Source organism: Ruegeria sp. CK1 (assembly GCF_056536545.1).
This window is the reverse complement of the sequence record NZ_JBQFPX010000014.1, coordinates 1-23,523: the sequence shown is the minus strand read 5'-3', so window position 1 is coordinate 23,523 and position 23,523 is coordinate 1. Positions and strand designations below refer to the sequence as shown.

Annotated in this window: 25 protein-coding genes; 13 read left to right on the top strand and 12 right to left on the bottom strand. The window is 55.3% G+C overall.

All coding sequences use genetic code 11. From position 1 onward, the window contains the following. Window positions 1-102 precede the first annotated feature (102 nt). From ACR0L3_RS19890 to ACR0L3_RS19840, 11 genes are all read left to right on the top strand, one after another. Entirely contained in the window at window positions 103-288 is a 186-nt protein-coding gene (locus tag ACR0L3_RS19890; RefSeq protein ID WP_480747523.1) for a hypothetical protein, read from the top strand. A gap of 24 nt (window positions 289-312) precedes the next feature. Then, window positions 313-1,458 carry a TRAP transporter substrate-binding protein gene (locus ACR0L3_RS19885; protein WP_480747522.1) on the top strand — a complete coding sequence of 382 codons (1,146 nt, stop codon included), beginning with the start codon at window positions 313-315 and terminating at the stop codon, window positions 1,456-1,458. Between the two features lie 111 nt (window positions 1,459-1,569). Next, complete coding sequence (locus tag ACR0L3_RS19880; protein WP_480747520.1) at window positions 1,570-2,082, top strand: TRAP transporter small permease; 513 nt, start codon at window positions 1,570-1,572, stop codon at window positions 2,080-2,082. Window positions 2,083-2,093: 11 nt separating this feature from the next. Then, window positions 2,094-3,422 (top strand): TRAP transporter large permease, encoded by a 1,329-nt coding sequence (locus ACR0L3_RS19875; protein ID WP_480747519.1) that lies wholly within the window; start codon window positions 2,094-2,096, stop codon window positions 3,420-3,422. A gap of 12 nt (window positions 3,423-3,434) precedes the next feature. After that, entirely contained in the window at window positions 3,435-4,742 is a 1,308-nt protein-coding gene (gene hisD, locus ACR0L3_RS19870; protein WP_480747518.1) for a histidinol dehydrogenase, read from the top strand. Continuing rightward, window positions 4,735-5,496 (top strand): SDR family NAD(P)-dependent oxidoreductase, encoded by a 762-nt coding sequence (locus ACR0L3_RS19865; RefSeq protein ID WP_480747517.1) that lies wholly within the window; start codon window positions 4,735-4,737, stop codon window positions 5,494-5,496. Before hisD ends, ACR0L3_RS19865 begins: the two co-directional genes overlap by 8 nt. After that, entirely contained in the window at window positions 5,493-6,473 is a 981-nt protein-coding gene (locus ACR0L3_RS19860; RefSeq protein WP_480747516.1) for a zinc-dependent alcohol dehydrogenase, read from the top strand. The genes ACR0L3_RS19865 and ACR0L3_RS19860 overlap by 4 nt, the downstream gene beginning before the upstream one ends. Window positions 6,474-6,496: 23 nt before the next feature. Continuing rightward, on the top strand, window positions 6,497-6,907 hold the full coding sequence (locus ACR0L3_RS19855) for a universal stress protein (protein WP_480747514.1): 411 nt from the start codon (window positions 6,497-6,499) through the stop codon (window positions 6,905-6,907). A gap of 48 nt (window positions 6,908-6,955) precedes the next feature. Next, entirely contained in the window at window positions 6,956-7,462 is a 507-nt protein-coding gene (gene comD, locus ACR0L3_RS19850; RefSeq protein ID WP_480747512.1) for a sulfopyruvate decarboxylase subunit alpha, read from the top strand. After that, a complete protein-coding gene (gene comE / locus ACR0L3_RS19845) occupies window positions 7,459-8,013 on the top strand; it encodes a sulfopyruvate decarboxylase subunit beta (RefSeq protein ID WP_480747510.1) in 555 nt (184 codons plus the stop codon). The genes comD and comE overlap by 4 nt, the downstream gene beginning before the upstream one ends. Further along, entirely contained in the window at window positions 8,013-9,113 is a 1,101-nt protein-coding gene (locus tag ACR0L3_RS19840; protein WP_480747509.1) for an alpha-hydroxy acid oxidase, read from the top strand. Before comE ends, ACR0L3_RS19840 begins: the two co-directional genes overlap by 1 nt. A 24-nt stretch (window positions 9,114-9,137) precedes the next feature. Here ACR0L3_RS19840 and ACR0L3_RS19835 read toward each other — a convergent pair whose 3' ends face one another. Beyond that, window positions 9,138-9,797: a hypothetical protein gene (locus ACR0L3_RS19835; protein ID WP_480747508.1), complete on the bottom strand. Its 660-nt coding sequence runs from the start codon at window positions 9,795-9,797 to the stop codon at window positions 9,138-9,140. 3 nt (window positions 9,798-9,800) lie between these two features. Then, the gene (locus tag ACR0L3_RS19830; protein ID WP_480747507.1) at window positions 9,801-11,201 is read right to left on the bottom strand and encodes a selenium-binding protein SBP56-related protein; all 1,401 of its coding nucleotides are present in this window, start codon (window positions 11,199-11,201) and stop codon (window positions 9,801-9,803) included. A gap of 522 nt (window positions 11,202-11,723) precedes the next feature. On the opposite strand from ACR0L3_RS19830, the gene ACR0L3_RS19825 reads away from it, so the two are divergent. Next, complete coding sequence (locus ACR0L3_RS19825) at window positions 11,724-12,224, top strand: hypothetical protein (protein WP_480747506.1); 501 nt, start codon at window positions 11,724-11,726, stop codon at window positions 12,222-12,224. A 22-nt stretch (window positions 12,225-12,246) separates the two neighbouring features. On the opposite strand, the gene ACR0L3_RS19820 is transcribed toward ACR0L3_RS19825, so the two are convergent. The 5 genes from ACR0L3_RS19820 to ACR0L3_RS19800 form a co-directional block, all read right to left on the bottom strand. Further along, on the bottom strand, window positions 12,247-12,996 hold the full coding sequence (locus ACR0L3_RS19820; RefSeq protein ID WP_480747505.1) for a porin family protein: 750 nt from the start codon (window positions 12,994-12,996) through the stop codon (window positions 12,247-12,249). 43 nt (window positions 12,997-13,039) lie between these two features. Further along, on the bottom strand, window positions 13,040-14,284 hold the full coding sequence (locus ACR0L3_RS19815; protein ID WP_480747504.1) for a DUF3179 domain-containing (seleno)protein: 1,245 nt from the start codon (window positions 14,282-14,284) through the stop codon (window positions 13,040-13,042). A gap of 19 nt (window positions 14,285-14,303) precedes the next feature. Continuing rightward, complete coding sequence (locus ACR0L3_RS19810) at window positions 14,304-15,971, bottom strand: sulfatase-like hydrolase/transferase (RefSeq protein WP_480747503.1); 1,668 nt, start codon at window positions 15,969-15,971, stop codon at window positions 14,304-14,306. A gap of 104 nt (window positions 15,972-16,075) precedes the next feature. Continuing rightward, window positions 16,076-17,713, bottom strand: a complete 1,638-nt coding sequence (locus ACR0L3_RS19805; protein ID WP_480747502.1) for a sulfatase-like hydrolase/transferase — start codon at window positions 17,711-17,713, stop codon at window positions 16,076-16,078. A 10-nt stretch (window positions 17,714-17,723) separates the two neighbouring features. Beyond that, a complete protein-coding gene (locus ACR0L3_RS19800) occupies window positions 17,724-17,975 on the bottom strand; it encodes a hypothetical protein (RefSeq protein WP_480747501.1) in 252 nt (83 codons plus the stop codon). Window positions 17,976-18,098: 123 nt separating this feature from the next. Between ACR0L3_RS19800 and ACR0L3_RS19795 the strand changes: the two genes are divergently transcribed. Then, the gene (locus ACR0L3_RS19795; RefSeq protein ID WP_480747500.1) at window positions 18,099-19,418 is read left to right on the top strand and encodes a tetratricopeptide repeat protein; all 1,320 of its coding nucleotides are present in this window, start codon (window positions 18,099-18,101) and stop codon (window positions 19,416-19,418) included. Between the two features lie 33 nt (window positions 19,419-19,451). Here the strand turns inward: ACR0L3_RS19795 and sstT are convergent, their stop codons facing one another. The 5 genes from sstT to ACR0L3_RS19770 all read right to left on the bottom strand — a co-directional run bounded on the left by sstT (window position 19,452) and on the right by ACR0L3_RS19770 (window position 23,374). Next, window positions 19,452-20,681, bottom strand: a complete 1,230-nt coding sequence (gene sstT / locus ACR0L3_RS19790) for a serine/threonine transporter SstT (protein ID WP_480747499.1) — start codon at window positions 20,679-20,681, stop codon at window positions 19,452-19,454. A 145-nt stretch (window positions 20,682-20,826) separates the two neighbouring features. Then, a complete protein-coding gene (locus ACR0L3_RS19785) occupies window positions 20,827-21,345 on the bottom strand; it encodes a hypothetical protein (protein WP_480747498.1) in 519 nt (172 codons plus the stop codon). Window positions 21,346-21,383: 38 nt separating this feature from the next. Next, window positions 21,384-21,851 carry an isochorismatase family protein gene (locus tag ACR0L3_RS19780; protein ID WP_480747497.1) on the bottom strand — a complete coding sequence of 156 codons (468 nt, stop codon included), beginning with the start codon at window positions 21,849-21,851 and terminating at the stop codon, window positions 21,384-21,386. A gap of 19 nt (window positions 21,852-21,870) precedes the next feature. Beyond that, window positions 21,871-22,284: a VOC family protein gene (locus tag ACR0L3_RS19775; RefSeq protein WP_480747495.1), complete on the bottom strand. Its 414-nt coding sequence runs from the start codon at window positions 22,282-22,284 to the stop codon at window positions 21,871-21,873. 106 nt (window positions 22,285-22,390) lie between these two features. Further along, window positions 22,391-23,374, bottom strand: a complete 984-nt coding sequence (locus ACR0L3_RS19770) for a helix-turn-helix domain-containing protein (protein ID WP_480747494.1) — start codon at window positions 23,372-23,374, stop codon at window positions 22,391-22,393. Between the last annotated feature and the right edge of the window lie 149 nt (window positions 23,375-23,523).

The following is a 23,523-nucleotide window of genomic DNA, read 5'->3' as shown; positions in this document are numbered from 1 at the left end:
AACTTAAGCGCACCGCAATGAAAGCGGTTATGTAAGCGCTTGCATTTTTCATGTAAGCGCTTACAAATGGCGTCGGACCGAATCCAAAAAGGAGTCCGGTGAATGTTTCTGACCGCATCAATCTTCGTGTTCGTTGTCTATTTTGCGAACGTCGCAATGGGTGCTTTCGCGGGCAGCGCGTTTCTGGGGGACGTAGGAGAGATGTTGGTCCTGTTCGCGGCGTCGATCCTTTTCGTTGTCGCAATTCTAAAAAAGGAAGCTGAACGCGACGCTGAAAGTGACAGCTGACTTTTTTGCTTGGGAGGGCAATTGATGAACAACGACAAGAACGATTTGGTGTCGGAAGAGCGCCGTAATTTCCTGAAACTCAGCGCGACTGGCGCCTTTACCGCCGCAATGATCGCAGGCGCCGCTGGCGTGCTTTGGTCGTCCGAGGCTGCGGCTCAAACCGCTAAGGAAGAGAGTGAACGCGAGAAAGCGGCTGAGCACGTGATGACAATCGCGACGGCTTATGTGCTGGGTGCATCGCGCAGCTACCCGATCATGCAACTGGACCTGAAAGAGAACATTCAGAACGCCACGAACGGTAAGGTCTACGTGAAGTTAGCTCCGGGCGGTCAATTGGGCGCAGGCGGCTCACTGGTGCAAAAGGTGCAGGGCGGAACAATTCAGGCCGCGCAGCACTCACTGTCAAACTTCGCCCCATTTGCTTCGACTGTTGACCTGATCAACATGCCGTATCTGTGTGGCTCGAACCAGCGTTTCACCAACTTGGTACACTCCGATACCTGGAAGAACGAGGTTCATCCAAAAGTTGAGGCTGCTGGGTTCAAGGCGTTGTTCTATGTGGTGATTGACCCGCGTGTTGTCGCGGTGCGTCAGGGCGGCAACCCGATCGTCACACCTGCCGACATGAGCGGGGTGAAGTTCCGCGTACCGGGTTCGAAAATGCTGCAGCAATATTACCGTATGGTCGGTGCCAACCCGACGCCGGTTGCTTGGGGTGAAACCCCCTCGGCCATCAAGCAAGGCGTTGCAGATGCGCTCGACCCGTCGGTTGGGGCGCTGTATGTCTTTGGGTTCAAAGATATCCTCAGCAATGTGACGTTCACCCAAGCGGTGCCAGACAGTCAGGTCTATTCCTGTAACCTTGAGTGGTTCAACTCGATGCCGGCGGATGTGCAGGAAGGCATCATGTGGGGGTCAGAAATGACCAGCCATCAGAACCTGTCCAAGGTACCTTCGGCCCGTGCTTATGCCATGGCGGAGCTGAACAAGGCTGGGGTGCAATTCCAGTCGTTGACCGATGATCAGTTGGCGGAATGGAAGGACGTTGGCGGCTATCAGCGGTCGGAATGGGATCCGTTCAAAACCGAATTGGCCGGGTCGATGGAGAACTTTGAAAAACTGGTCGAGGCGGCGGGAACGCAGGGCAAATACTACGTTCACGACGCGTGACGCCATCTTGGGCGCCTGCAGAAGGCGCCCGGTTTTACCAATGACAGTCAGGCCTAAACGGGCCCGAAACAGAAGGCTGTGGCCTGGCTGTTCTTTCGCCGAGGGATACGGATGACCGCTCTTCAAAACATAGACAAAAATGCCGAGCGCTGGCTGCTGCTGGTGTTCTACGTGATGCTGGTCATTACAATGGCCATCGAGGTTTTGCGGCGTGAGATCTTCGCTTTTTCCTCGATTTGGGGCGAAGAAATCGTCCGGTATTCCTTCATATATCTCGCGTGGATCGGTGCTGCGGCGGCGGTCAAGGAGCGCGCGCATATCCGCATCGACGTGATCATGCACTATCTCGGGCCGCGGCCTAAGGCAGTCCTATACATCTTCGGTGATCTGGTGATGTTCGTTGTCGCAATCATCGCGTTGTATTGGTCGTATGAAGCTGTGCACGTCTCGGCCAAATTCGGATCAGTGACGGATGGTCTGCGGGTATCGAAGGTTTGGTTCTTAATGGCCGTTCCCACTGGATTCGCTTTGATGATCTGGCGTTTGATCCAGTCCTTTCTGCGTGATGTGAAATCCCTCCGAGACGGCACACCCGTCTTCGAAGGCGACAAATTGTTTGATTGAGGTGACCTGAGATGCTTTGGAATTCCCTCAATCAAACTGTTGAACTGGGCTGGGACTTTTACCTGCCTGTAATCTTGTTCGTCGGCCTGATCGCGCTCGCCGTACCTGTTTGGGCAGCGATCGGCACAGCGGCGATTGTTATGCTGATCATGTCCGGCGACCTTCCTCTCAGCCTTGTGGGCGAGAGCCTTTTCACCGGCATCGACGCCTTTGCTCTAACCGCCGTTCCACTGTTCATCCTGACTGGTGACGTTTTGGTCCGCACTGGGCTGTCCCGAAAATTCCTCGATGTAGCCGAAGCGTTAACCTGTTTTGCCAAAGGCGGCTTTGGTTCGGCCACTGTGCTGGTTTGCGGTATGTTCGCTGCTATTTCGGGCTCGGATGCAGCAGGAGCTGCTGCCGTGGGCCGGATGACGATCAACCGGCTTGTCGAAAGCGGCTATCCGCGTCCCTATGCCTGTGCATTGGTGGCAGCAGGGGCCTGTACCGGTATCCTGATCCCACCCTCAATTGCCTATATCATTATCGGCCTTGTGCTGGGCATTTCCGCTTCAACCCTGTTTCTGGCCGCGCTGATCCCTGGTCTGGCCATTCTGGTGTCGATCCTGATCACCAATATTATCATGAACCGCATCTACGCCTATGAGGGCGGCGGAATGATGACCATGGGTGAATGGCTAGCAAACCTGGGCAAAGCGCTAAAATCCGGCTGGTACGCGTTTATCGTACCGGGGATCATCTTCTACGGCATCTTCTCAGGCCGTCTGACCCCGACCGAGGCTGGTGCCACCGCCGTTGTTGTTACCATCATCATGGGCTTTATCCTGCGGACGTTGACGCTGGCTGACTTCCCTTCGATGCTGGTCAGCTCGGCCAAGGTGAACGGCGTGATCCTTCCAATCATTGCCTTTTCTGCCCCCTTGGCCGAGGCGCTTGCAATCATGGGCGTTCCACAGGGTTTCGTAACTTCGGTGACGAACATGACAGACGATCCGTATCTATTGATCTTGCTGATGATCGGTATCCTGATCGCTGCCGGTTGCGTCATGGAGACAACACCGAATATCGTGATCCTGGCACCGATCCTGAAACCGCTGGCGGACAATATCGGCATGAACGAGATTCAGTTCTGTATCATGATGATTACCGCGCTGGGCGTTGGTTTCATTACGCCGCCGCTGGGCCTGAACCTGTTCGTGGTCTCGGGGATAACTGGCGAGTCGATTCTGAAAATCGCCGCCCGCGCCGTGCCGTTTGTTCTGACCATGCTGATTGTGGTGATCTTGATCGCCTATGTTCCGGCAGTGTCGACCACCTTGCTACCTGAAATCTATCAATAGGACCCCCTGACTATGCCTCGTGACTATTTGAAAAAGGCGACTTTGACAGCGCAATCTCATGCCACTGAGGTGCATGATACGGTCAAAACCATTCTTGCCGATATTGAGGCAGGCGGAGATGCCAAAGCGCTGGAATACGCCGCCAAGTTCGACAAGTTCGACGGCAATGTCCTGATGACTCAGGACGAGATTGACGCTGCCATTGCCTTGGTGCCGGAAAAGCTGAAGGAAGATATCCGGTTCGCCCATGACAACGTTCGCCGCTTTGCCGAGACGCAGAAAGCCACAGTGTCGGATGTGCAGATGGAGATCGTGCCGGGGTTTGTTGCCGGTCAAAAGGCGATCCCTGTGGATGCGGCGGGTTGTTATGTACCCGGTGGGCGCTATAGCCACGTTGCCAGCGCGATCATGACTGTAACAACGGCCAAGGTCGCTGGGTGTCGCCACATCACTGCTTGCTCTCCACCGCGTCCCGGTGAGGGCGTTGCCCCTGCTATCGTGTACGCTGCGCATATCTGCGGAGCCGACAGTATTCTTGCTATGGGTGGTGTACAGGGCGTTGCCGCGATGACTTACGGGCTATTCGGCCTTCCGCGCGCTAATATCCTTGTGGGGCCGGGCAATCAGTTCGTGGCCGAGGCGAAACGAATTCTCTATGGCAAGGTCGGCATCGACATGATCGCTGGGCCAACGGACAGTCTGATCCTTGCCGATGGCAGCGCCGATGCACACGTGGTTGCAACCGATTTGGTGAGTCAGGCTGAGCATGGTTACAACTCGCCCGTTTGGCTGGTGACGGATGATCGGGAGTTGGCGCAGAAAGTGATGGAACTTGTGCCTGTTCTGATCGAAGACCTGCCGGAACTAAACCGCGAAAATGCCGCCGCCGCGTGGCGCGACTATGCCGAAGTCATTGTCTGTTCGGATCGCGAAGAAATGGCCGCCTGTTCTGACGAATACGCGCCTGAACACCTGACTGTTCAGGCAGAGGATCTGGACTGGTGGCTTAGCCGGTTGACTTGTTATGGGTCATTGTTTCTTGGGGAGGAGACGACCGTTTCCTACGGAGACAAGGCAACCGGCACCAATCACGTTCTGCCAACCTCTGGAGCGGCCAGTTACACTGGTGGCCTGAGTGTCCACAAATACATGAAGATCGTCACCTGGCAGCGAGCAACACGGGAGGGATCGAAATCCGTCGCTGTGGCAACCGCACGTATCTCGCGTCTGGAAGGGATGGAGGGGCATGCCCGAGCGGCAGATGTGCGTCTGGCCAAGTATTTCCCTGACGAACAGTTTGACCTGACCGCAGATGGTTGACCCACGCACGCTTTTTGATCTGACGGGACGCGTGGCCTGTGTCACTGGGGCTAGTTCAGGTCTTGGCCGTCGCGCAGCTGTTGTGCTGGCTGCTGCCGGTGCACGCGTCGTCGGGGTGGCGCGCCGCGCCGAGGCCTTGGCTGATCTTAAGGCCGAAATCGGTGAGCGCTCTGACACCGTGGTCGCTGACGTGGCCGACCGCGCGCAAATTGGCGAGTTAGTGGATCGGGTTGGGGCGAAATTCGGCCCCCCGGACATCGTCGTTCATGCTGCTGGGGTGAATAAACGGGAAGCTGCGGATGACGTCACACCCGAAGGGTGGGACGCAACTTTGTCCTTGAACTTGAGCGCGCCGTTTTTTCTGAGTCAGGCGATGGTTCCTGCCATGAAAGAACGCGGCTGGGGTCGTATCGTCAATTTTGCCTCGTTGCAAACCACGCGGGCTTTCCCGGGTGGGATAGCCTACGGCGCGACCAAGGCCGGAGTGGGGCAGTTGACCCGCGCGATGGCCGAAGCGTGGTCGTCCTTTGGTATCACTGCAAACGCCGTTGGACCAGGTTTCTTTCCTACCGAACTGACACAGGCGGTGTTTGATGACCCCGAACGTGCTGCACGAAACGCGACCCAAACCTGCATTCAACGTAACGGACGGATGGATGATATCGACGGTCCAATCCTGTTCCTGTGCTCAAAAGCCTCGGATTACGTCACCGGACAAGTTCTTATGGTCGACGGAGGGTTCACGGCGAAATGAAAGCTTTGGTCTACGAAGATGTCGAACAGGTGGCGTTCAGGGATGTGCCGGACGCAGCGCCTCTAGAGGGTGAACACCTTATTCGGATCGAAGCCGCAGGTATTTGCGGCTCTGACATGCACGCATATCTGGGTCATGACGCGCGCCGCCCGGCCCCTCTGATCCTTGGGCATGAGGCCGCAGGAACAATCGTGGGTGGCTCGCGTGATGGGGACCGAGTAACGATAAACCCGCTGGTGACATGTGGCACATGTGCGGCCTGCAAGTCCCAGCGCGAGAACTTGTGCCCGAACCGGCAAATCATCTCGATGCCACCGCGTGAAGGGGCTTTTGCCCAATATGTTTCGATGCCCGACTCTAATCTGGTGGCGGTGCCGGAGGATGTGAGTTTCGCCAAGGCCGCACTGGCCGAGCCACTGGCGGTAAGCTGGCACGCGGTCCGGCTGGGCCTCGAGGCTCTGCATCCTGCAATGGATCGCAGGGCGTTGGTGATCGGCGGAGGTGCTATCGGAGTAGCGGCTGCGCTGGCGCTTACCGCGATGGGTATTGAGGACGTGGTTATCGTTGAACCCAGTGATCTGCGGCGAGAATACTTGCAGCGCACAGGCTCTTTCAACGCCATCAAAGAGACAGCGGAAGCTTTCCCTTTGGTGATCGATGCCGTGGGCTATGCCGTCACCCGGACTGTGGCTTCGACGCTGGTTCAGCCAGGGGGGGTGATCGCGCATGTCGGGCTGGGTGAAGATACCGGAGGGCTGGATATTCGCCGCATGACCTTGCAGGAAATCACTTTTATCGGCACCTATACATATACGGCCGAGGATTTCCGGCAAACTGCACAGGCTATTTTCGACGGCCGTTTAGGCGCGCTGGATTGGATCGAAGAAAGGCCTCTGTCCGAAGGTGCAGGTGCGTTTCGGGAATTGCGAAAAGGGGTTGTTTCGGCCCCGAAAATTATCCTCGCGCCGTGGGCATAGGCCCGGCAGAAACGGAGGGATTCATGTATAAGAAAGTTCTTGTTCCAATGGCGCTGGATCACGGCATCTCACAACACACGCTCGAGGTCGCGCGCGCTTTGTCAGAAGCAGATGCCGAGATCGTGGCGCTGCACGTCTACGAGATGCCTCAGGGATCAGTCAGCGCGTATCTCGATAAGGATATGGTTGCCGAGGGCTTTCGGGCGGCCAACAGCCTTCTACGGGAAAAGACCGAAGCGCTTGAAGGTGTACGGCCCGAGATCGTTAAAGGGCATACAGCGCGGACTATAATCGACTACGCAAACGACAACGACTTTGACTGCATTGTTATCGGCTCGCACAAGCCGGGCCTCAGCGACTATTTCCTTGGCTCGACCGCATCTCGCGTTGTCCGCCATGCCGGATGTGCGGTGCACGTCCATCGCAGGATTTAAACCGTCAACCGCGCCAATGGCGCCCAAAACAGGACTGACAGACCGGAAATGAACATAGACAAAAAGATCACTGACGATCTGGTTGCAAACGATGTTTCGTTCGTAACCACCGTGCCGTGTAAGCAGCTGGCCGGGGTTATAGATGAAATTGACAAGCACGACGGCATCTATCACATCCCATCGAACAAAGAAGACGAAGGCATGGGCCTGTGCGCGGGTGCATGGATGGGTGGAAAACGCCCAGCTATCATCATGCAGAACACTGCTATTGGTGTGACCATCAATACGCTGGCAACGCTGATCCAATACTACCGCATGCCGCTGCCTATGCTGATCTCGTACCGCGGAGAACTGCGCGAGCCTATTGCCTGTCAGGTTGAAATGGCGGTGCATACCAAGGCTCTGCTGGCCCAGCTGAATATCCCGACCTATCACTTCCACCATCAGGCGGACGTGGAAGAATTGGATGCGATCCTGAAATATACGTTCATGTGCAATAAGCCGGTCGCCATCCTGACCGACGCCAATTTTTGGGGAGGCTATGGCGACCAATGATCCGCTCTGAAATCCTGAAAGAAATCGCCCCGATCCTGCGTGATCAACTGGTTGTCTGTAATATCGGCATACCCAGCCAGGAACTGCACGCCATCGACGATCAACCCACCAATTTCTACATGCTGGGTACGATGGGGTTGGCCTCATCCATTGGTTTGGGGCTGGCGTTGTCGCAGCCGAAGCCGGTGATCGTGATCGACGGGGACGGTTCGGTCCTGACCAACCTTGGTACGCTGCCGACCATCGCGAATAACGTGGCGGACAATTACATTCTGCTGATCGTAGACAATGGCTCCTACGGTTCAACTGGTGATCAGCCTACCTATGCTGGTCAGAAGACATCGCTTTCTAAAATGGCCGAGGCAGCTGGGTGTGAACGCGTTATCGAATGCGCGGCCGAGGACACTGGCCGCGTGTTGCAAGAGGCATTGGACTCCAAGCAGATGACCATCATCGTCAGCAAGTGCGAAAGCGGTAATGTCAAGATGCCGCCGATCACGATGGACCCGGTTGTTATCCGCGACCGCTTTATGAAGGCCGTCCAAGCCTGATGCCAGCCAGCGCCATCCACAGCGCCGAAGACGCCCGCCGTATCGCGCGGCGGCGTCTGCCGTGGATGGTTTTCGATTACATAGACGGTGCAGCGGGGGCCGAGGTTGGAGCCGCCCGAAACCGCGCTGCTTTGGATGCCATGACCCTACGCCCGCGCGTGCTGCGGGATGTAAGCAAACGGTCTTTGGCAACCACGTTGTTTAGCAAACCAGCAGAACGTCCCTTTGGCATCGCGCCGATGGGTATGTGCAACTTGTCCGCGCCTGGGGCGGATCTGATGCTGGCGCGTCTGGCTGCGCGTTACAAGGTGCCATTGGGCGTTTCAACCGTGGCCTCGACCCCGATGGAAGAGGTGATTGAAACCGCAGAAGGAAACGCGTGGTTTCAGCTTTACTTCAGCGGCGACGGGCAGGGCACCTTCAAATTGGTCGATAGGGCGCGCGCTGCGGGATACAAAACCCTTGTTTTGACCGTGGATGTCCCCGAGGTCGGACGCCGCCCGCGCGAGCTGCGACATGGCTTCAAGATGCCATTTCGCATCGGTCCGCGTCAGTTCATCGATTTTGCCCTGCATCCCAGGTGGTCGCTGACAACCTTGTTCGCCGGCAAACCGCAGATGGCCAATTTCCTGATGGAGGGCTACGAATTCGACCGCACTGAAAGTCGGGCAAAGGCGACGTGGGAAACACTTGCCCGCGTACGTGATCAGTGGGATGGAAATTTGGTGGTCAAAGGCGTTCTTGATCCCGAGGACGCGCTGGCCGTGAAAGCTGCTGGTGCGGATGCTGTTCAGGTCTCCAGCCATGGTGCCCGGCAATTGGACAGCGCACCTGCCGCATTTGAAGCATTACAGCAAATTCGGGCTGCGGTGGGCGATGACTACCCTGTGTTCTTCGACAGCGGTTTGAGGTCCGGAGAGGACGCCGTCAAAGCGTTAATTGCAGGGGCGGATTTCGCGTTTTTTGGTAGGGTCATGCAATTCGCCTTGGCGGCGGAAGGCGAAGCGGGCCTGCATCAAATGTGGGACGTTCTGAGCGATGAGTTCAGCATCACAATGGCCCAGATTGGTGTGACCGCAATAGATGGGCTGAGAGACTGACGGCCACTTCCATTTCATTCAGTGTCAGTGAACGAACAGTAGCGATAGTGATCCCACCAAAATCAGGCTCAATGCCCAGATCAAATCCAGATTGAACCAACTCTTGGAAAGGAACCGTAGGCCTAGCCAATGATAGACTCCGAAGGCAAATAAACCGCCTGACAAAGTCATTGCAAGCGTGTGGGCCAAGGCAACTGCGATGGCGATTTGAGCGTTTCCAGTCATCAAATCAGAAGCGGCAGCATGACCGGAATTGGTTTCTATGGTGCGGCAGATGCCAAGATAGATAGGCACCAACATCAAACCCGCCCCGTGTGCCATTGCTGCCAAAAACGACCACAGCGCAAGCCGAGATGGAGGCACCCGCGCAAGAAACCGAGGATGGCGGCGATTGAATACCAGATAGACGCCCAGCCCGATGACAAGACACGCCGCGCCGATCTGAATTTCACGCTGCCACTCCGCGAGAAAAAGCAGGGCGGTAAAGGGAAACAATATGGCGGCCATCGCAACAAGATGTCCTGTCGCCAGAGCGATCAACGCCTTGAAAAGACTATGGCGGCTCTGGTCCATCAGCGCTGCAGACACGGCCAAGGGCCAACCCATGCCCGGATTGACCCCATGATATATTCCAGAGGCGACAACAGCCCACCAAAGGGCTGTTGCCGTATTTAATCCATCCACGCGTCAGACAGACGGGTAGCAGAAACTGTCGGTTGAACAATCTCCGCCTTCCAGTCGGATCTGGTGGCTGCGATAGCCCTTCGGGAACTCGACATAAAAGTCTTTGTCCAATTCCAAGCCGCCGTTTTCTCCGACGTTGGCCATGACCATCTGACCGCCCTCATCATCGGGATAGAATTGATCGTCCCATGTCGAATAGAGCGAGTTGGTCCAATAAACCCGCTTGCCGTCCCGACTGATCTCGACCATCTGAGGGCCATAGGCAAAACCTTTGCCATTCGGATGTTTCGCATTCCGTGCAATTCCACCAAGCTCGACCTTTCCGGTCAGCTTTGGATTCATCGGGTCGGAAACGTCATATTGATGCATTTCACCTTGACCCCAGCACGCAACGTACAGGTACTTGTCGTCTAGGCTTAGGTCGATGTCAGTGACCAAAGGCGGTACGGCTTCAAAGCCTTGCAACAGCGGTGGCAGGTTCTCGGGCTTTTCCGGCCTTGGATCAATTGTGATCGTCTTCTTAGCCTCAAAAGTCCCGTCATCCTTTTGCCACCAAGTGAATATTGCACCCTGCAAATTGGTTGTGTCGACAACCACACCGCAAAAACCGTAATCCTTCGCCGGATCATGCGCTGGCCGAATTTCCAATGCCATTTGATGATTTTCGCCAAGATCAATGGTTTGGACGTTGCGGCGTTCGCGCAAGTTCCAGAAATGAATCTTGTGACCGTATTTGTTCGACAGCAAGTCTTCGGCCACTATCCCGTTTTCGAACTGCGGTGGCAGCCCCCATTCCGAACTCACCATGTAATCGCGCGGAAGGTTCCACCAAAAATCGTAGTGCTTGTCTTGCTCGCCCCGATCCATCTCGTAGCGACCGAGAATATCAAAGGTTTCGCAATCCATGATAAAAATACCCGGAGGTCCGTCGGTACCATCCGCGCCGCCACCGCCGAGCGTTGAGACGTAAATACCTTCAGGGCCACAATGGATTGTATGTGGGCGCGAGTACCCTGTTTTGGCGAAAACTTCTTCCGGCTCGATAATCTTGTGGATTTTCGCCTTAAGAGGTTCTTTTACGTCGATCACGTAAATTCGCGAGGATCGGATGCCCGGTATGATTAAGTACCTCCGTTCCAAGAACGCGTGGCCGGTCAAAGGCGAGAGTGCAGAAGAACAAGCGTTCCAGCCAAAATGATGAAATTCATCGCCCTTATTTGGCATCATCAGTTGATGGACGATCTGGCCGTAAGTCTTGGATTTCGGATCAACATCTATGACAGCCAGACCGTCGGGTTCTGAACCGTCCGGGCTGAGCATCAATGTGAAGGCAAGCGTTTCCGCGGGCGCCTCCATAGCAAGTTTCGGAGTCGCGTGAAAAGTAGGATCAGGTCTAAGGTTCATAATTGGCTCCTCCCAGGCCATAGGCGCCAAATCAAAACTTAGTTTTGTCTGGTATCACCTGAAACTGAGCATGCCACATATTCAAGATTCGGATAAAGGGTTCAGATGCTTAGGATTGGAATGACCATGGGCGGTGGCAGCGTCGGCAGTCCGTTGGGGAATTGTTTTTCAGAGTCTCTGGCTCGAATAGGCAGTAAAAGGTTAGAAACGTCTGACAGCTGATTTGAAGAATTCTCGATAGGCGCGCGGTTTGGTACGCAGGCGCTCACGTCGCTTAAGTTCAATCGTACAGAAGCTAAAACGTCGGCCAGCAGTATAGCGATCACGATTGCCTTGACGTTCTGAGATGCGCTGCAAAGGCCATAAGAACTGGTTTTTGCGTGTGGAAAGCGATGTTTAGAAAAGTCGTTCAACTCTGATCGCACACCTCGAGCAAAGTCTTACTTCTGCCCACATTTTGTCAGATCAGGCGCAAATTAACCTTTCAAGTTCGTTCTAAACCTTCTTGAGAGGAATTGATCGATGCAGACCATTTTCCGACATATCTATCTAGAGCGGCGCAGATTGGCGCTGATTGGTATATTGTCGTTCTTGGCGGGCACGGTCTTGTACTCGCACATGGGTGTCACCAGCGGGGGTATGCCTGTTCCGATCATAATCGGCCTAATTTACATGGTGGCTGTTGTCGTGGCAGCCGCGATTACAACCTACTTTTTGCCGCGTCTGCGGAGGATCACTGACGCGGTCGCTGTTACGCGTCTTGGGTTTGCATTTTGGGTCGCGTCGACACACAGCTATGAACTGGCGTCATCACCACTTGTCAGTGCGACGATTGTTGTTGGAAGCGCAATACTGCTGATAGAGGTCGCCCCCAGACTTGTGGCCTTTGCACGGGTACTTTCTGTCCCAGAAGGGCGCCTTGGCATCACGCAAAACGCACGGGATTTTCTGAGCTGGCTTGACAATGCAACTGGGTATCGCGCGCAGACAGTTTCAGCCATGCCTGCACGTGCTCACGGTTAGAACCTGAAACTGGGTTCGACCGTCAGAACCGGTAGGTTGCGCCAATCAGCGGGCCGGATTGATCGAATTCGTAATTACTGCCGTCTATATCGTGTTCGAACGAAATATACCGGTATCCGCCTCTCAGCACCCATCTGTCGTTAATGACGTAATCGGCGGTCAGCAGAACTGACCAAGTCTGGCTGCCACTGCGAAATCCCCCATAGTCGACGTAGGCCGTTCCGTTCCAAGTGTCGGAAAAGGCATATCGCGCGCGAACGCCAACGACCGGGTCGACCCAGCTTGCATCGGCATCATTATTGCGTGAGGGGCCCGCCTCGGACGTTAAGGTGAATTCCGTGTCCGTACTGTACCACCGGAAACCGCCCGCCAAATCAACGTTCAAAGATTGATCGCTGCGCACCCGGTATCCCAATAGTGCTGTCAGGAACTGTGTTTTAACCGAGGTGTCCAAATCTCCTGCAAACGGTCCTGGCGCTGTGTTGCTGAAAGAGAGGTTGGTATAGTTGTAATCGGCCAGCACACTCCATTGCCCATTGCTTGCAGCCAACGTGCCCATGAAGGCAAAGTCCAGATTTTCAAGCGCGTCGGAAAAGCTCAACGTGCCATCCAGCGTACCGGCAGGGGTGTCCAGTTTGGTTTCGGTTTCGGGCATGAACAGATAGATCGTCGCCTCGTAGGACCACGCGGATTGCTGCGCGGTTGCCGTCGTCGCAAATGCAAGCATGGCCGTAGCGACTGCGCCGAGTTTTATTCCTCGTAGTGGTTTCATTCTATCCCTCCCTTTTTATGTTCTTTTATCGTTCAAATGGAACTTAAGCGGCCATGTCGTCTGATTTGCCAGCGCCAAGGCCTATGCGATTGATATCTGTGTCTGGAAAAAACTCGGACCAGACGTGCCAGAAGACCCCCGCTCGCAGGGTCTCAACTCTCTGCAGTTGACCCTGATCCGATACACCCCAGAAATCGCAGCGGGAAGCGGGTTGACCACTATCATTGTACCATACCCCAAGGCTTTCGTATTTCGGATCTAGACTGACGACGACATCACGACCGCCGACAGTGGCGTTCACGAGCCAGTCGTTGTCGATGATAAAATCGTCGGTCCAGCAGGCCGCGTCTTTACCGATGGTGATGCCCCAGACATATGTTTTGTTGGGCAGCCGGTCGTCCGACCGGTCCATGTTATCCATCACCGGGGCATCTTCCTGATGTTGGCGACCGATACCCCAGCCAAAAGTGATCTCGGTTACCATGTCCAGCAGCCTTAACAGAGGGTTGGGCGATGGCTTGTTCAGAAAAACTTCTCCATCAGGAAAGGCTTTTTGGAACCCGCGGAAGGTCATCCGATAGGTCGGCCATGGTTTCATCTGCGCCTCAGGGCGTAGGGGGCAGGCCAACCCGTCTGGGTTCGGGTCACGGTCGGCTTCACGGAAGCCATAGATATGTTGGATCGGCTCGCCGGATTCGTTGTCGCGCAGGATCAGGTTGTTGCCGTGTTGGGCCAGAACTTCAAGGTCCAGCCGTTTGCCCTCGACCCGGGGAACGTAGCCCTGACCGAGATTGGCCATCGCGCAATAGGTCATGATCACGTCTTCTCCGCCCAGCCCATCAGCACTTCCGGCCAGATGCGGGCGCATGATCTGTGCATCCGGGTGAGCGCGGGCATGGCCGTTATTGTCGATCACCAGAACAGGCGCTGTGGGCCCGACATATTTCTGTGCCTCGCTGATTGGAAAGAAGGCAGCCTCATTCATCTGGTTGCGCAGGCCCAGATGCACCCAGACATAGGGAAACCCGTAAAGAAACAGCACGAGAAGGGTCGTTACGACCCACAACCAGAACGGTCCACCCCCAAGTATGAAATGTGCCAGCGTCGCAACAGCAAAGCCGCCTAAACCCACTCCGATCAAACGATATTCGTGCCGGATAAAACGCACCATATTCTCGCGCTTCACCTTCAGTAGCATTTGCGAGATGTCGCCCAGATCGCGGAAATAAACAAAGCCGATCCCGAGCGAGACGATCAAGCCCAAGGCGAAGAGTAAAGTTCCGACCATTTGCACCTCCTGCTTGGTGTTATTGTTGTGGCGAGGCGCGTTTGATCATGAACGCGTCGACGGCTTGCTGAGTTTCCGGGCGGATATTTTCGATCCCCTCGTAAGGCACGCCGTAGGCGGGCGTAGTGTCGGGGAATTTCTCTTTACGGGCCATGTGGCGACCCAGTATCCGGGCGAATTCTTGCCCGCCCCAAGCACCGACCTCGGTCGAAACCGAATACTCCTCACGCGTGTCCCGGTAGAGATCAAAGAACTTTGCCAAAATCGCGCTTTCCCCGGGTCCCGGCAGCTTCAGCTTAAGCTGGTCTTTCACGATCGCCTCGGGTTTGTTTACCGAATAGACGATGACGTGATCGCGACGCGCTTTGGATTCATCGGCAAACAGCAGGGCGGCGGATTGGTCCACGCCGTCCACCAGACGATCCCGGGGAATGTACTGATCAGCCCCGGCAAAGCGCGACAGCGTCGTATACAAATCCGAGACATGGATGATGCTGTTCAGCAGCCCGTCGGCCTCGATCATGCCAGGCCAACGGATGAAGGCATCGACACGAACGCCGCCTTCGGTGGTGTCCCCTTTACCGCCGGCATAGATCAGCGGAGTGAACCCGGATTGTGGTGCGTATTTGGTGAAATGGCCATTGTCTCCCATCACCACGACAATAGTGTTTTCGGAAAGCCCTAGGTCATCCAAACGTGCGAAAAGATCGCCCAGCCACTGGTCCAGCAACTGCATCTTGTCCACATATAGACCACCATTCACGCTTTCTGGTCCTGATCGTCCGGCGCGCGTGTTATCAAGCGGGATCATCGGCCAGTATTGCAGGAAGAATGGCTCGTCCCCGTCCGCAAGGCGCTCCAGTTCTTCTAGCGTTTTGTCCTGAAACGCTTGGTTCATTTCGTCATATTTGGCGGCGTTCCAGCGTTCGCCAGTCTCCATGCGGATTTCCCGGATGGGCCCGCCGGTCTCGCCTTCAATCACCGTCATCATCGCCGCAGAATCTGGCCGGAACCAATCGTCCAGCGTGTATTTGTCGTCATAGTCCCGGATCGCGACCGAGACTTGTTCCTTGATCGCATCGTCGTTGAAGATAGTAAGCTGGCCCTGCTGATGGATGGCGTGCTGGGCATAGTCAAAACCCTGATTCATCGCCCAGCTTTCAGCAATGTCGCCCATATGCCATTTGCCGACGTGGCTGGTCGCATAGCCAGCCTGTTTAAGAACCTCGGCCAGAGTGACCTCGCCGCCCGGTAAGCCAAACCCAGCTATGTCTACTGTGGTGTCTCCCATGCCCATCCGCACTGGCAACCGTCCTGTCATCTGCGCCACTCGGGTCGGCGTGCAAGAAGGCTCCGTATACATCCGTACCATCCGCATCGCCTGATCCGAAAAATCGTTGATGTTCGGTGTCTCATATCCCCGCACAGCGTTCAGTTCGGGAATGCCCATGTCGCCAAAGCCCATGTCGTCAATCAATACGCTGACGATGTTGGGGGGCTTACCTCCGTTTTCCTCTCGAAACGCTGCCAAGGCTTCATTGACGGCTGCATCATCCTGAGCCCATTGCTCGGCATGTTGTGCCTGAAGAATGTAGAATTCCGCGTCGTGTTGAATTGGGTTTTCTTGTGCCATCGCCGGCGCGGTTACAAAGCCTGCTGCCACCGCAATCCACCATCTCAAGTCCATTCCGTACTCCCCTACCGCTGTCAGGTCACCCTTCGGTTTCCTTCGCAGATTAACCTCACATTAAAACATTACGATACTTGTTCCGAAATTTCTACGAAGCTGCGTTACTGCCAGCTCATGAACACATCGCGCGTAAGTTCCGACTCGGGTCGTAAGTTTTCGATCCCGTCATAGGGCCGACCTTTGCCAATCTCTGAGTGGGGGTATTTCGCAATCATTTTCTGGTGGCGTTTGATCATGTCCTGAAACGATGCCCCAGCCCACAGCGAATACCCAACCAGCGGATGCTTTTCACGTGGGTCACGATAGATATTGTACGTGGGGGCCGCGGCGCCGGGTTGACCGGGGGCAGGCAGATGCATTTTGAACTCTTGCTTGACCACCGACCGTAGTACCGGGCCTTCGTAGACATACACATAATCGCGCCGCCCATGCCCTTCTCCATTCAGCAGCAGCGCAGTTTGATCGATGCCATCGATCACTCGATCGCGTGGGATATGATCCGTTGCTCCGGCAATCCGGGCCATCGTTGTGTAAATGTCCGAGACGTGAAAGATGTCGCCGGCAGCGCTGTTGGGTTCGATTACATTGGGCCAGCGAATGAAAGCATCTGTACGCACGCCGCCCTCCAAGTGCTGTGTCTTACCGCCGCGATAGATCAGCTGGTTCAGACCAGAAGAGCCTTCATAGTGATACATCAGGCCGTTGTCCGCCATCAGGATCACAATGGTGTTGTCCGCTTTGCCGGTTTCGTCCAACGCTTGCAGCAGGTCACCAATCCAGCCGTCCAACAGTTGCAGTTTGTCCGCATGGAACCCACCATTCCGTGAGATAGCCTGATCAGGATAGACAAAGTTCAGCGGGTAAAGCGGCCAGTATTGTAGGAAAAACGGTTCATCCTCGGCGGCGACACGCTGCAGCTGCTCAATGGCTTGTTTCTGATAGCGCAAGTTCATCTCTTCGTATTTTGCCTGTGTCCAAACCTCGCCCGCCGACATGTCAACTTCGCGTGCCAAACCGCCGTTCTCGGCCTCAACTCCGGTGACCAGGCCGTAGGGTTTGAAACGCTCGTCCAGAAGGAACTGATTGTTTTGGCCTTCAGGAACATAACCAAGCATGGCATTGGACCGCATCGCCTCGGGGGTCATGAGACTCAGCTGAACTTGTTGGTGCAGAGGGAAGGCGGCCCAGTCAAAGCCTTGATTGTGCGGATAAGATTGTTCGATATCACCCTGGTGCCACTTGCCGACATGAGTGGTCGAGTAGCCCGCTTGTTTCAGGATTTCGGGCAACGTGACCTCTGACGCGGGAAGGCCTTCGCCGACCAAAGCCACCTTTACCTCTTCCACCCCGGCGCGCACCGGATGACGACCCGTCAGGAGTGCGGTTCGCGTGGGTGTGCAGGACGGTTCAGTATACATCCGCATCAGAGACAGGCCCTCAGTGGCCAATTGGTTGATGTTCGGCGTCTCAATCCCCATGACGTAGTTCATCTTACGGTCGCCCATCTGACCAAAACTGACGTCATCAATCAGAATGTAGAGAAGATTGGGCGGCTTGCCGCCATTGGCGGCGCGGATTTCGGCCAGTTTGGCGTCGATTTCAACATCCTGCGCTTCCCACGTTTCACCGAACTGCGCGCGCAGGTATTCGAATTCGCCGTCATGGATGATTGGCGTGTCCTGAGCCACCGCTGGGCTGGCGGTGAGGATCAAAAGGGGAAGAAGGGTTTGGAGTTTCATGTTCAACCTTTCACTCATTCATGTCGTTGGAAGCTTGCAATCGCCGTTCAATCGAGTTCCGCAAGTCCGAGACGCTTTCAGCCAGATCCACGATGTAACGGGTTTGCGTTTGACCTGATGCCTGCGGTACGAGGGCCAATTCCAAAAAGACCTCGTGATAATCTGCGCAAATCTGATCGAATTCCGTGTCTTGGGCGCGCAGAACTCGCAGCTTATCCGCTGTGCCCGGAAACTGTGCGTCAAAAAATTCGTCACTGGTCATACAATGCGGCCGTTGATTGTTTCACCCCTCAACCATGCCGAACCAAGAATATCTCTTGAACGTAAAAGGCCGCATGCTACCGTAGCAGCATGCCGCCAAGTCCTTACCTTGAAAGAATAGTTCTTGACTGCCTCAACTGAAGACAACGCGCACAAGGACACCGGATCGTTCCCGACGGAACAGATCAAGGCTGCGCTTGAACGGGTGCTTGCGTCGAAAGATTTCAAGGGGTCGGCGCGAATGCAGTCGTTCCTGTCTTATGTGGTGGCCGAGGCGCTGGCCGGGCGCACTGAAGAAATTCGCGCCAAGACGATTGCGATGGATGTGTACGGTTATGGCGCCGATGACCTGTCCAGACGTGAAGGGGTGGTACGGGTCGATGCAGGGCGGGTGCGACGCAAGCTTAAGGCCTATTATGGGGGCGAGGGCGCATCGGACCAGGTGGTTATTTCACTGCCCGTTGGCAGTTATGCGCCTGAGTTCCTTGCCGGCTCAAGCCCAAGTCGGAGCAAACGGCATATATTTCTGGCGTGTGCAATTTTGGCCGCGGCTGCTTTGAGCTTTGGTATTTATCTAACCCTTTCCCTTTCGAGGGACAGCGAACCCAACTGGCCCGTTGCTGATCAGTCTACGATCTACGATGTCTCTCCTACGCGCGTCGAGGCAACGAACCTATGCAAGGCGGGGCGAGACCTGATCTTTCCGGTCGTAGATTTGTCGCGCCTGCGGCCTGCCTTGCTGGTTTTTGAAACCGCGAAACAACGAGACCCTTTATACTACTGCGGGTATGCGGGCGCGGCACAAGTCGAAACGATGTTGGCTATTCTACAATTCTGGGACCCCGGAGCGGAAGAATTGCTTGGTGCCGCCAACGACAACAGCGCCCACGCGCTGGAACTTGCCCCTGACGCGCCTTGGGCTTTGTCCGCGCGTGCGTGGTTCGAATTTGCCGCCGGTAACTATGACAAATCTACCGATCTTACGCAGCGGGCAACTGAAAGGGCCCCCAATGATCCACATATTGCCGAGTTCGACGCCCTGATTTCGCTATACACGTTGAATTTCGACCGAGTACTTTCGAATGCCGCTCGATACCAAGCAATGGCCGAGCAAGGGGGCGGATCGGTGGCGGGAAACGCGCTGGGTGCGGCTCAGTTTCATACGGGTGACTATGCGGGGTCCATTCAAACTTACGAAGATACAATCGCGCGTGGAGGCCCCTTTGGACCGATTTCCACAGCTTATTTGATGGCGGCACATTGGAACAAAGGCGACCGGGCCGAAGCACGCAGGTTGGCTGATGTCTATGCTAAGACTTGGCCGAATTTTCCTTTGGAAGCTTTGAAAACCCGGGTGTTTGCTGATCCGTCGCCGGTTCAAGAGCTTACATCGGCCATGCGCGCCGCCGGGTGGGTCAAAGCCGAATCCACAACCGCAGATTAAGACTGCGGTTGTGGGAGAGAGATAAGGTCCGGCTTAAGCAGGAACTTCTTCCATCGGCAATTTACGCGGATAAGGATCGCCTTGCTTATACGATCCGGCCGCTGTGAACAGCACGTCGGTTGACGAGTTCAAACCGGTTTCCGCCGAGTCCTGCAGGACACCGATGATAAAGCCGATGCTGACTACCTGCATTGCCGTCGCATTGTCGATGCCAAACAGGCTGGCGGCCATCGGGATCAACAGCAACGACCCACCTGCCACGCCGGATGCTCCGGTTGCGGCAATGGATGCGATGATGCTCAGGAACAGGGCCGAGAAGAAGTCGACCTGAATACCCATCGTATGCACGGTTGCCAGCGTCATCACCGTGATGGTGATCGCGGCGCCCGCCATATTGATAGTGGCACCAATTGGGATGGTGACGGAATAAGTCTCTTCATCAAGGTTCATACGGCGGCACAATTCCATGTTGACCGGAATGTTCGCGGCCGAGCTGCGCATGAAGAATGCTGTGATCCCGGATTCCCTCAGGCAGGTAAAGACCAGCGGGTAGGGGTTTTTGCGAATACGCAGGAACACGATCAAAGGGTTCACAACCAGCGCCATGAACGCCATGCAGCCGATCAGCAAAGCCAGAAGCTGGCCATAGCTGGCGAGCGTTTCAAAGCCTGTCTCGGCAATGGTCGAGGACACGATGCCGAAGATACCAATTGGGGCAACACGGATGATGACGGATACGATCTTGGTGATAGCACCGTCCAGATCGGACATCAGTGTCTTGGTCGAGTCACTGGCATGGCGGAAAACCAGCCCCAGACCAACGGCCCAGGCAAGGATGCCGATATAGTTGGCTTGTGCCAGCGCGTTTACCGGATTGTCCACAATCTTGAGAAGGATGTTCTTCACCACCTCGGCCAGTCCCTCCGGGGCACTCATAAGCTCTGGCGTGCCAGTCAGATGCAGCGAGACCGGAAACATGAAGCTTGCCCCAACAGCGACAAGTGCAGCCGCAAAAGTGCCAAGGATATACAACAGCACCACCGGTCCCATTCGGGCTTCACTGTCTTTTTTGTGGTTGGTGATTGCGGCGCAGACCAGGATCAGCACCAACACGGGCGCGACGGCTTTCAGCGCGTCGACAAAGAAATCGCCCAGCAAGCCGACGGCCATGCCAGCCGATGGCCAAAGGGTGGCGAGAAGAGCACCGGCCACAAGACCGATGATGATTTGAGTAACCAGGCTACCGCGTAGAATAAAATTCATCGGGACCATCCTGTTTTTCTGGGGGCTTGCCGGGTGGATAACACCCGCTCGGGCACGGTTAAGTTATAAGATTGGGGCTATATGGGCATTTTGGATCCAATTTAAACATCTGGCCTTAATAAATGAGTCCAGATGGGTTGCGCGCTTAGCGATCTGCTGTTTCACACGGCCTGACTTTGGGCGTTTCCGAGGACACGCGTTTCAGGCTCCACGTGCAGGATTGAACCGTCAGCCCCGGCAGATTTGGCACCTGATCCGAGGACCAAACACTGGTCACCGCAAAACTGAATGATGAGTCCGTGGCGGCCGGGAATATCCGGGCTAATTCCTTCGATGGAAAAGTCCCCCCGCAGGCTTCGAAATACCCGCTTACCAGCGTGCCCGTTGGGTCCAGCGCAATTGAGCCCGTGTAAAGCGAGTATTCCGCCCCAAGCTCTTGTTTGTCGGTGTAAAGCAGGTCGATGGAGATGCGATCTCCGTCCTGAACAATTCCTGCGGTCATCGGGTCTGACCAACTTGAGGGCACACCGCCCGTCGTGCTGTCGCAGGCATAAATCCCTTCATACTGGCCAGTTAGTGAAAAGCTTTCCGCATAGGTTGCTGTGCAATGTCCGACCGCGATAATGGCGAGGGCGGTTTGTTTAAGACTATGTTTCGAGGTCATTATGTCTCTCCTCTCCAATACGGACAGGGATTGCGACGTCAAAAAATATCCGAATGCTTCTCAATCACCTGACCAAAATGATGTCGCCAGAGGTCTACGCCCAGCTTGCCACTACGATCCAGCGAAGACCCGACAACCGTGTCTGCAATTATGGTCGGTTGAAGGCCTGCGTCAAATAGTGCGAAACCAGCAGCCAGCACGCACGTATCGGCCTGAATGCCGCAGACTAAAACGCGGTCGACCTTCCAACTGTGAAACTGGTCGATTACTTCCGGGGGCGGACCATAGCCGTATTTCACAATAACTCGGTTCGCCTGAACAAGGCTGTCGTCGACGGATCGGGGCTTCCACCCAAGCTGTCGAAAAAACGGAACCTTGGCTTCATCATGGTGTTCGACTGTAGCGACCGTAGGAAATTTGGCCGCCAATAACCGGCTGCGATCGACCAGCCACTGGGGTGGGTCAAAGCAGGGTTGGACGTCGACAACGAGTACGGCCTGTGTCAATCTTTGCCTCCCAATTGGATCAAAGCGCTTGATGTACCTCGATTATATTGCCTTCGGGATCGTGGAAGAACAACTGGTGCCACTCTTTCGCGAAGGCGGTACCGTAGTCCGAATAAGGAACCCCATTGTCGTCCAGCAGCTTTTTGAAGGCTTCGATGTCATCTGTTCGAAACGCAATGTGGCCACGCTCGACCGGGTTGATCGTTTCCCCGTGCTTGAAGGCAACGTCGAGGTTCTTTTCCGCCAGGTGCATTTGCATGCTACCGTCCGTCGCAAAGCGGATCTTCCCGCTATAACCTTTGTCGTCGGTCTCATCTGGCCGTGGGAAGTTCTCGATCGGGATATCGTCCAATCCAAGGACTTGAGTGTAGAAGCGGTGCAACCGATCGACATCATCAGAGACAAAATTAATGTGATGAAATTCAAGTTTCATTCCAGCCCGGACATGTGGTTTGTGAATGAAGCCAGAAAATCCCAAGAACTGAAGACAGGCAAGCCCTCATGATCGGGTTTGATAAAACGATTCAACGCGGTGTTGGTTATACCGACAACGCTCCGGCAAAGCGACGGCTGCGTACGGCGTCGGGCGTCGTCTTGTACTGATCTCTAAACGCGCGCGCCAATGCGGCTGAGGATGAGAAGCCTGTAGCTGCAGAAATCTCAAGCTGCGGCATGTCAGTGTGACGCAAAAGGCTGTAGGCGCGTTCCAACCGCAACTCGCGATAGGTGGTTAGCAGTTTGACACCCGTCTTGCTGAGAAAGCGCCGCTGCAGTTGCCGCGTAGATGCCCCAAGTGCCTCCGACAAATCGGAGATTTTCAGCGGATCTTCCACGTTGCTCAGCATCTTTTCGATCACTTGGCGCACCAACGGGTCTTCGCCCGACCTGTGAATAAGTCGCGTTCCAAGTTGGCTTGTACAGCTACGTTTCGGCTCGGTCATACCAATATAGCTGCGAAGCGTTTCGGCCAGGTGTTCTCCGTGATCCAGTGCAACAAATTCCGCCAACAGGCGCAGGGCGCTCAGTTTGGTCGCTGCGGTATGGACCCGCCCATCAGGGGATCGGCGGGTGCTTCGATGACAGTCGGCAAGGCCAATTTCCCGCGCCGCGGCCGAGAAATTGGGATGGATGGCGGCAATGGGCTGGTCGCCCCGTCCGGCTTTCTCCAGCAGCATTACGGCCCCGCCAACCAGTATCGAACGGGTTGCAAGATTAAGCACCTGCGAAAGCCGCGTTACATCGTGGTTCTCGTCTAGCCAAGTCTCACGAATATTGCCCCAGAAGATCGCTGTGCGACTTGACCAATACAGCGGATCACCTGCCGATGCCGTTGCGGTACAGCGAATGTTCACGACGTAAGTGTGATCTTCCACTAGGTCATTGAGAGCGTGAAAGAATTCGACAACCATCTCTGCCGAAGCTTCGGCGTCTGGTTCGTTCAAAAAAACGTCGATGCTGTGTTGTCTGTCAATCGTCGATTTGGCCAGTTGGGCGCGGTCGTTTCCGAGAACATAGTGTTTCATTGTTCCTCCACTTGCCTAGAGCGATTAGGTCCCGTCGCAGCATGACCAAAATCGTTTGCCCCCCGCCAAGGCGGGGGGGTTGTTTTGTTGTTGCTGTTTATTCTGCGGCTTCTTTGTATGCGTCCATTGGGGGGCATGTGCAGACGAGG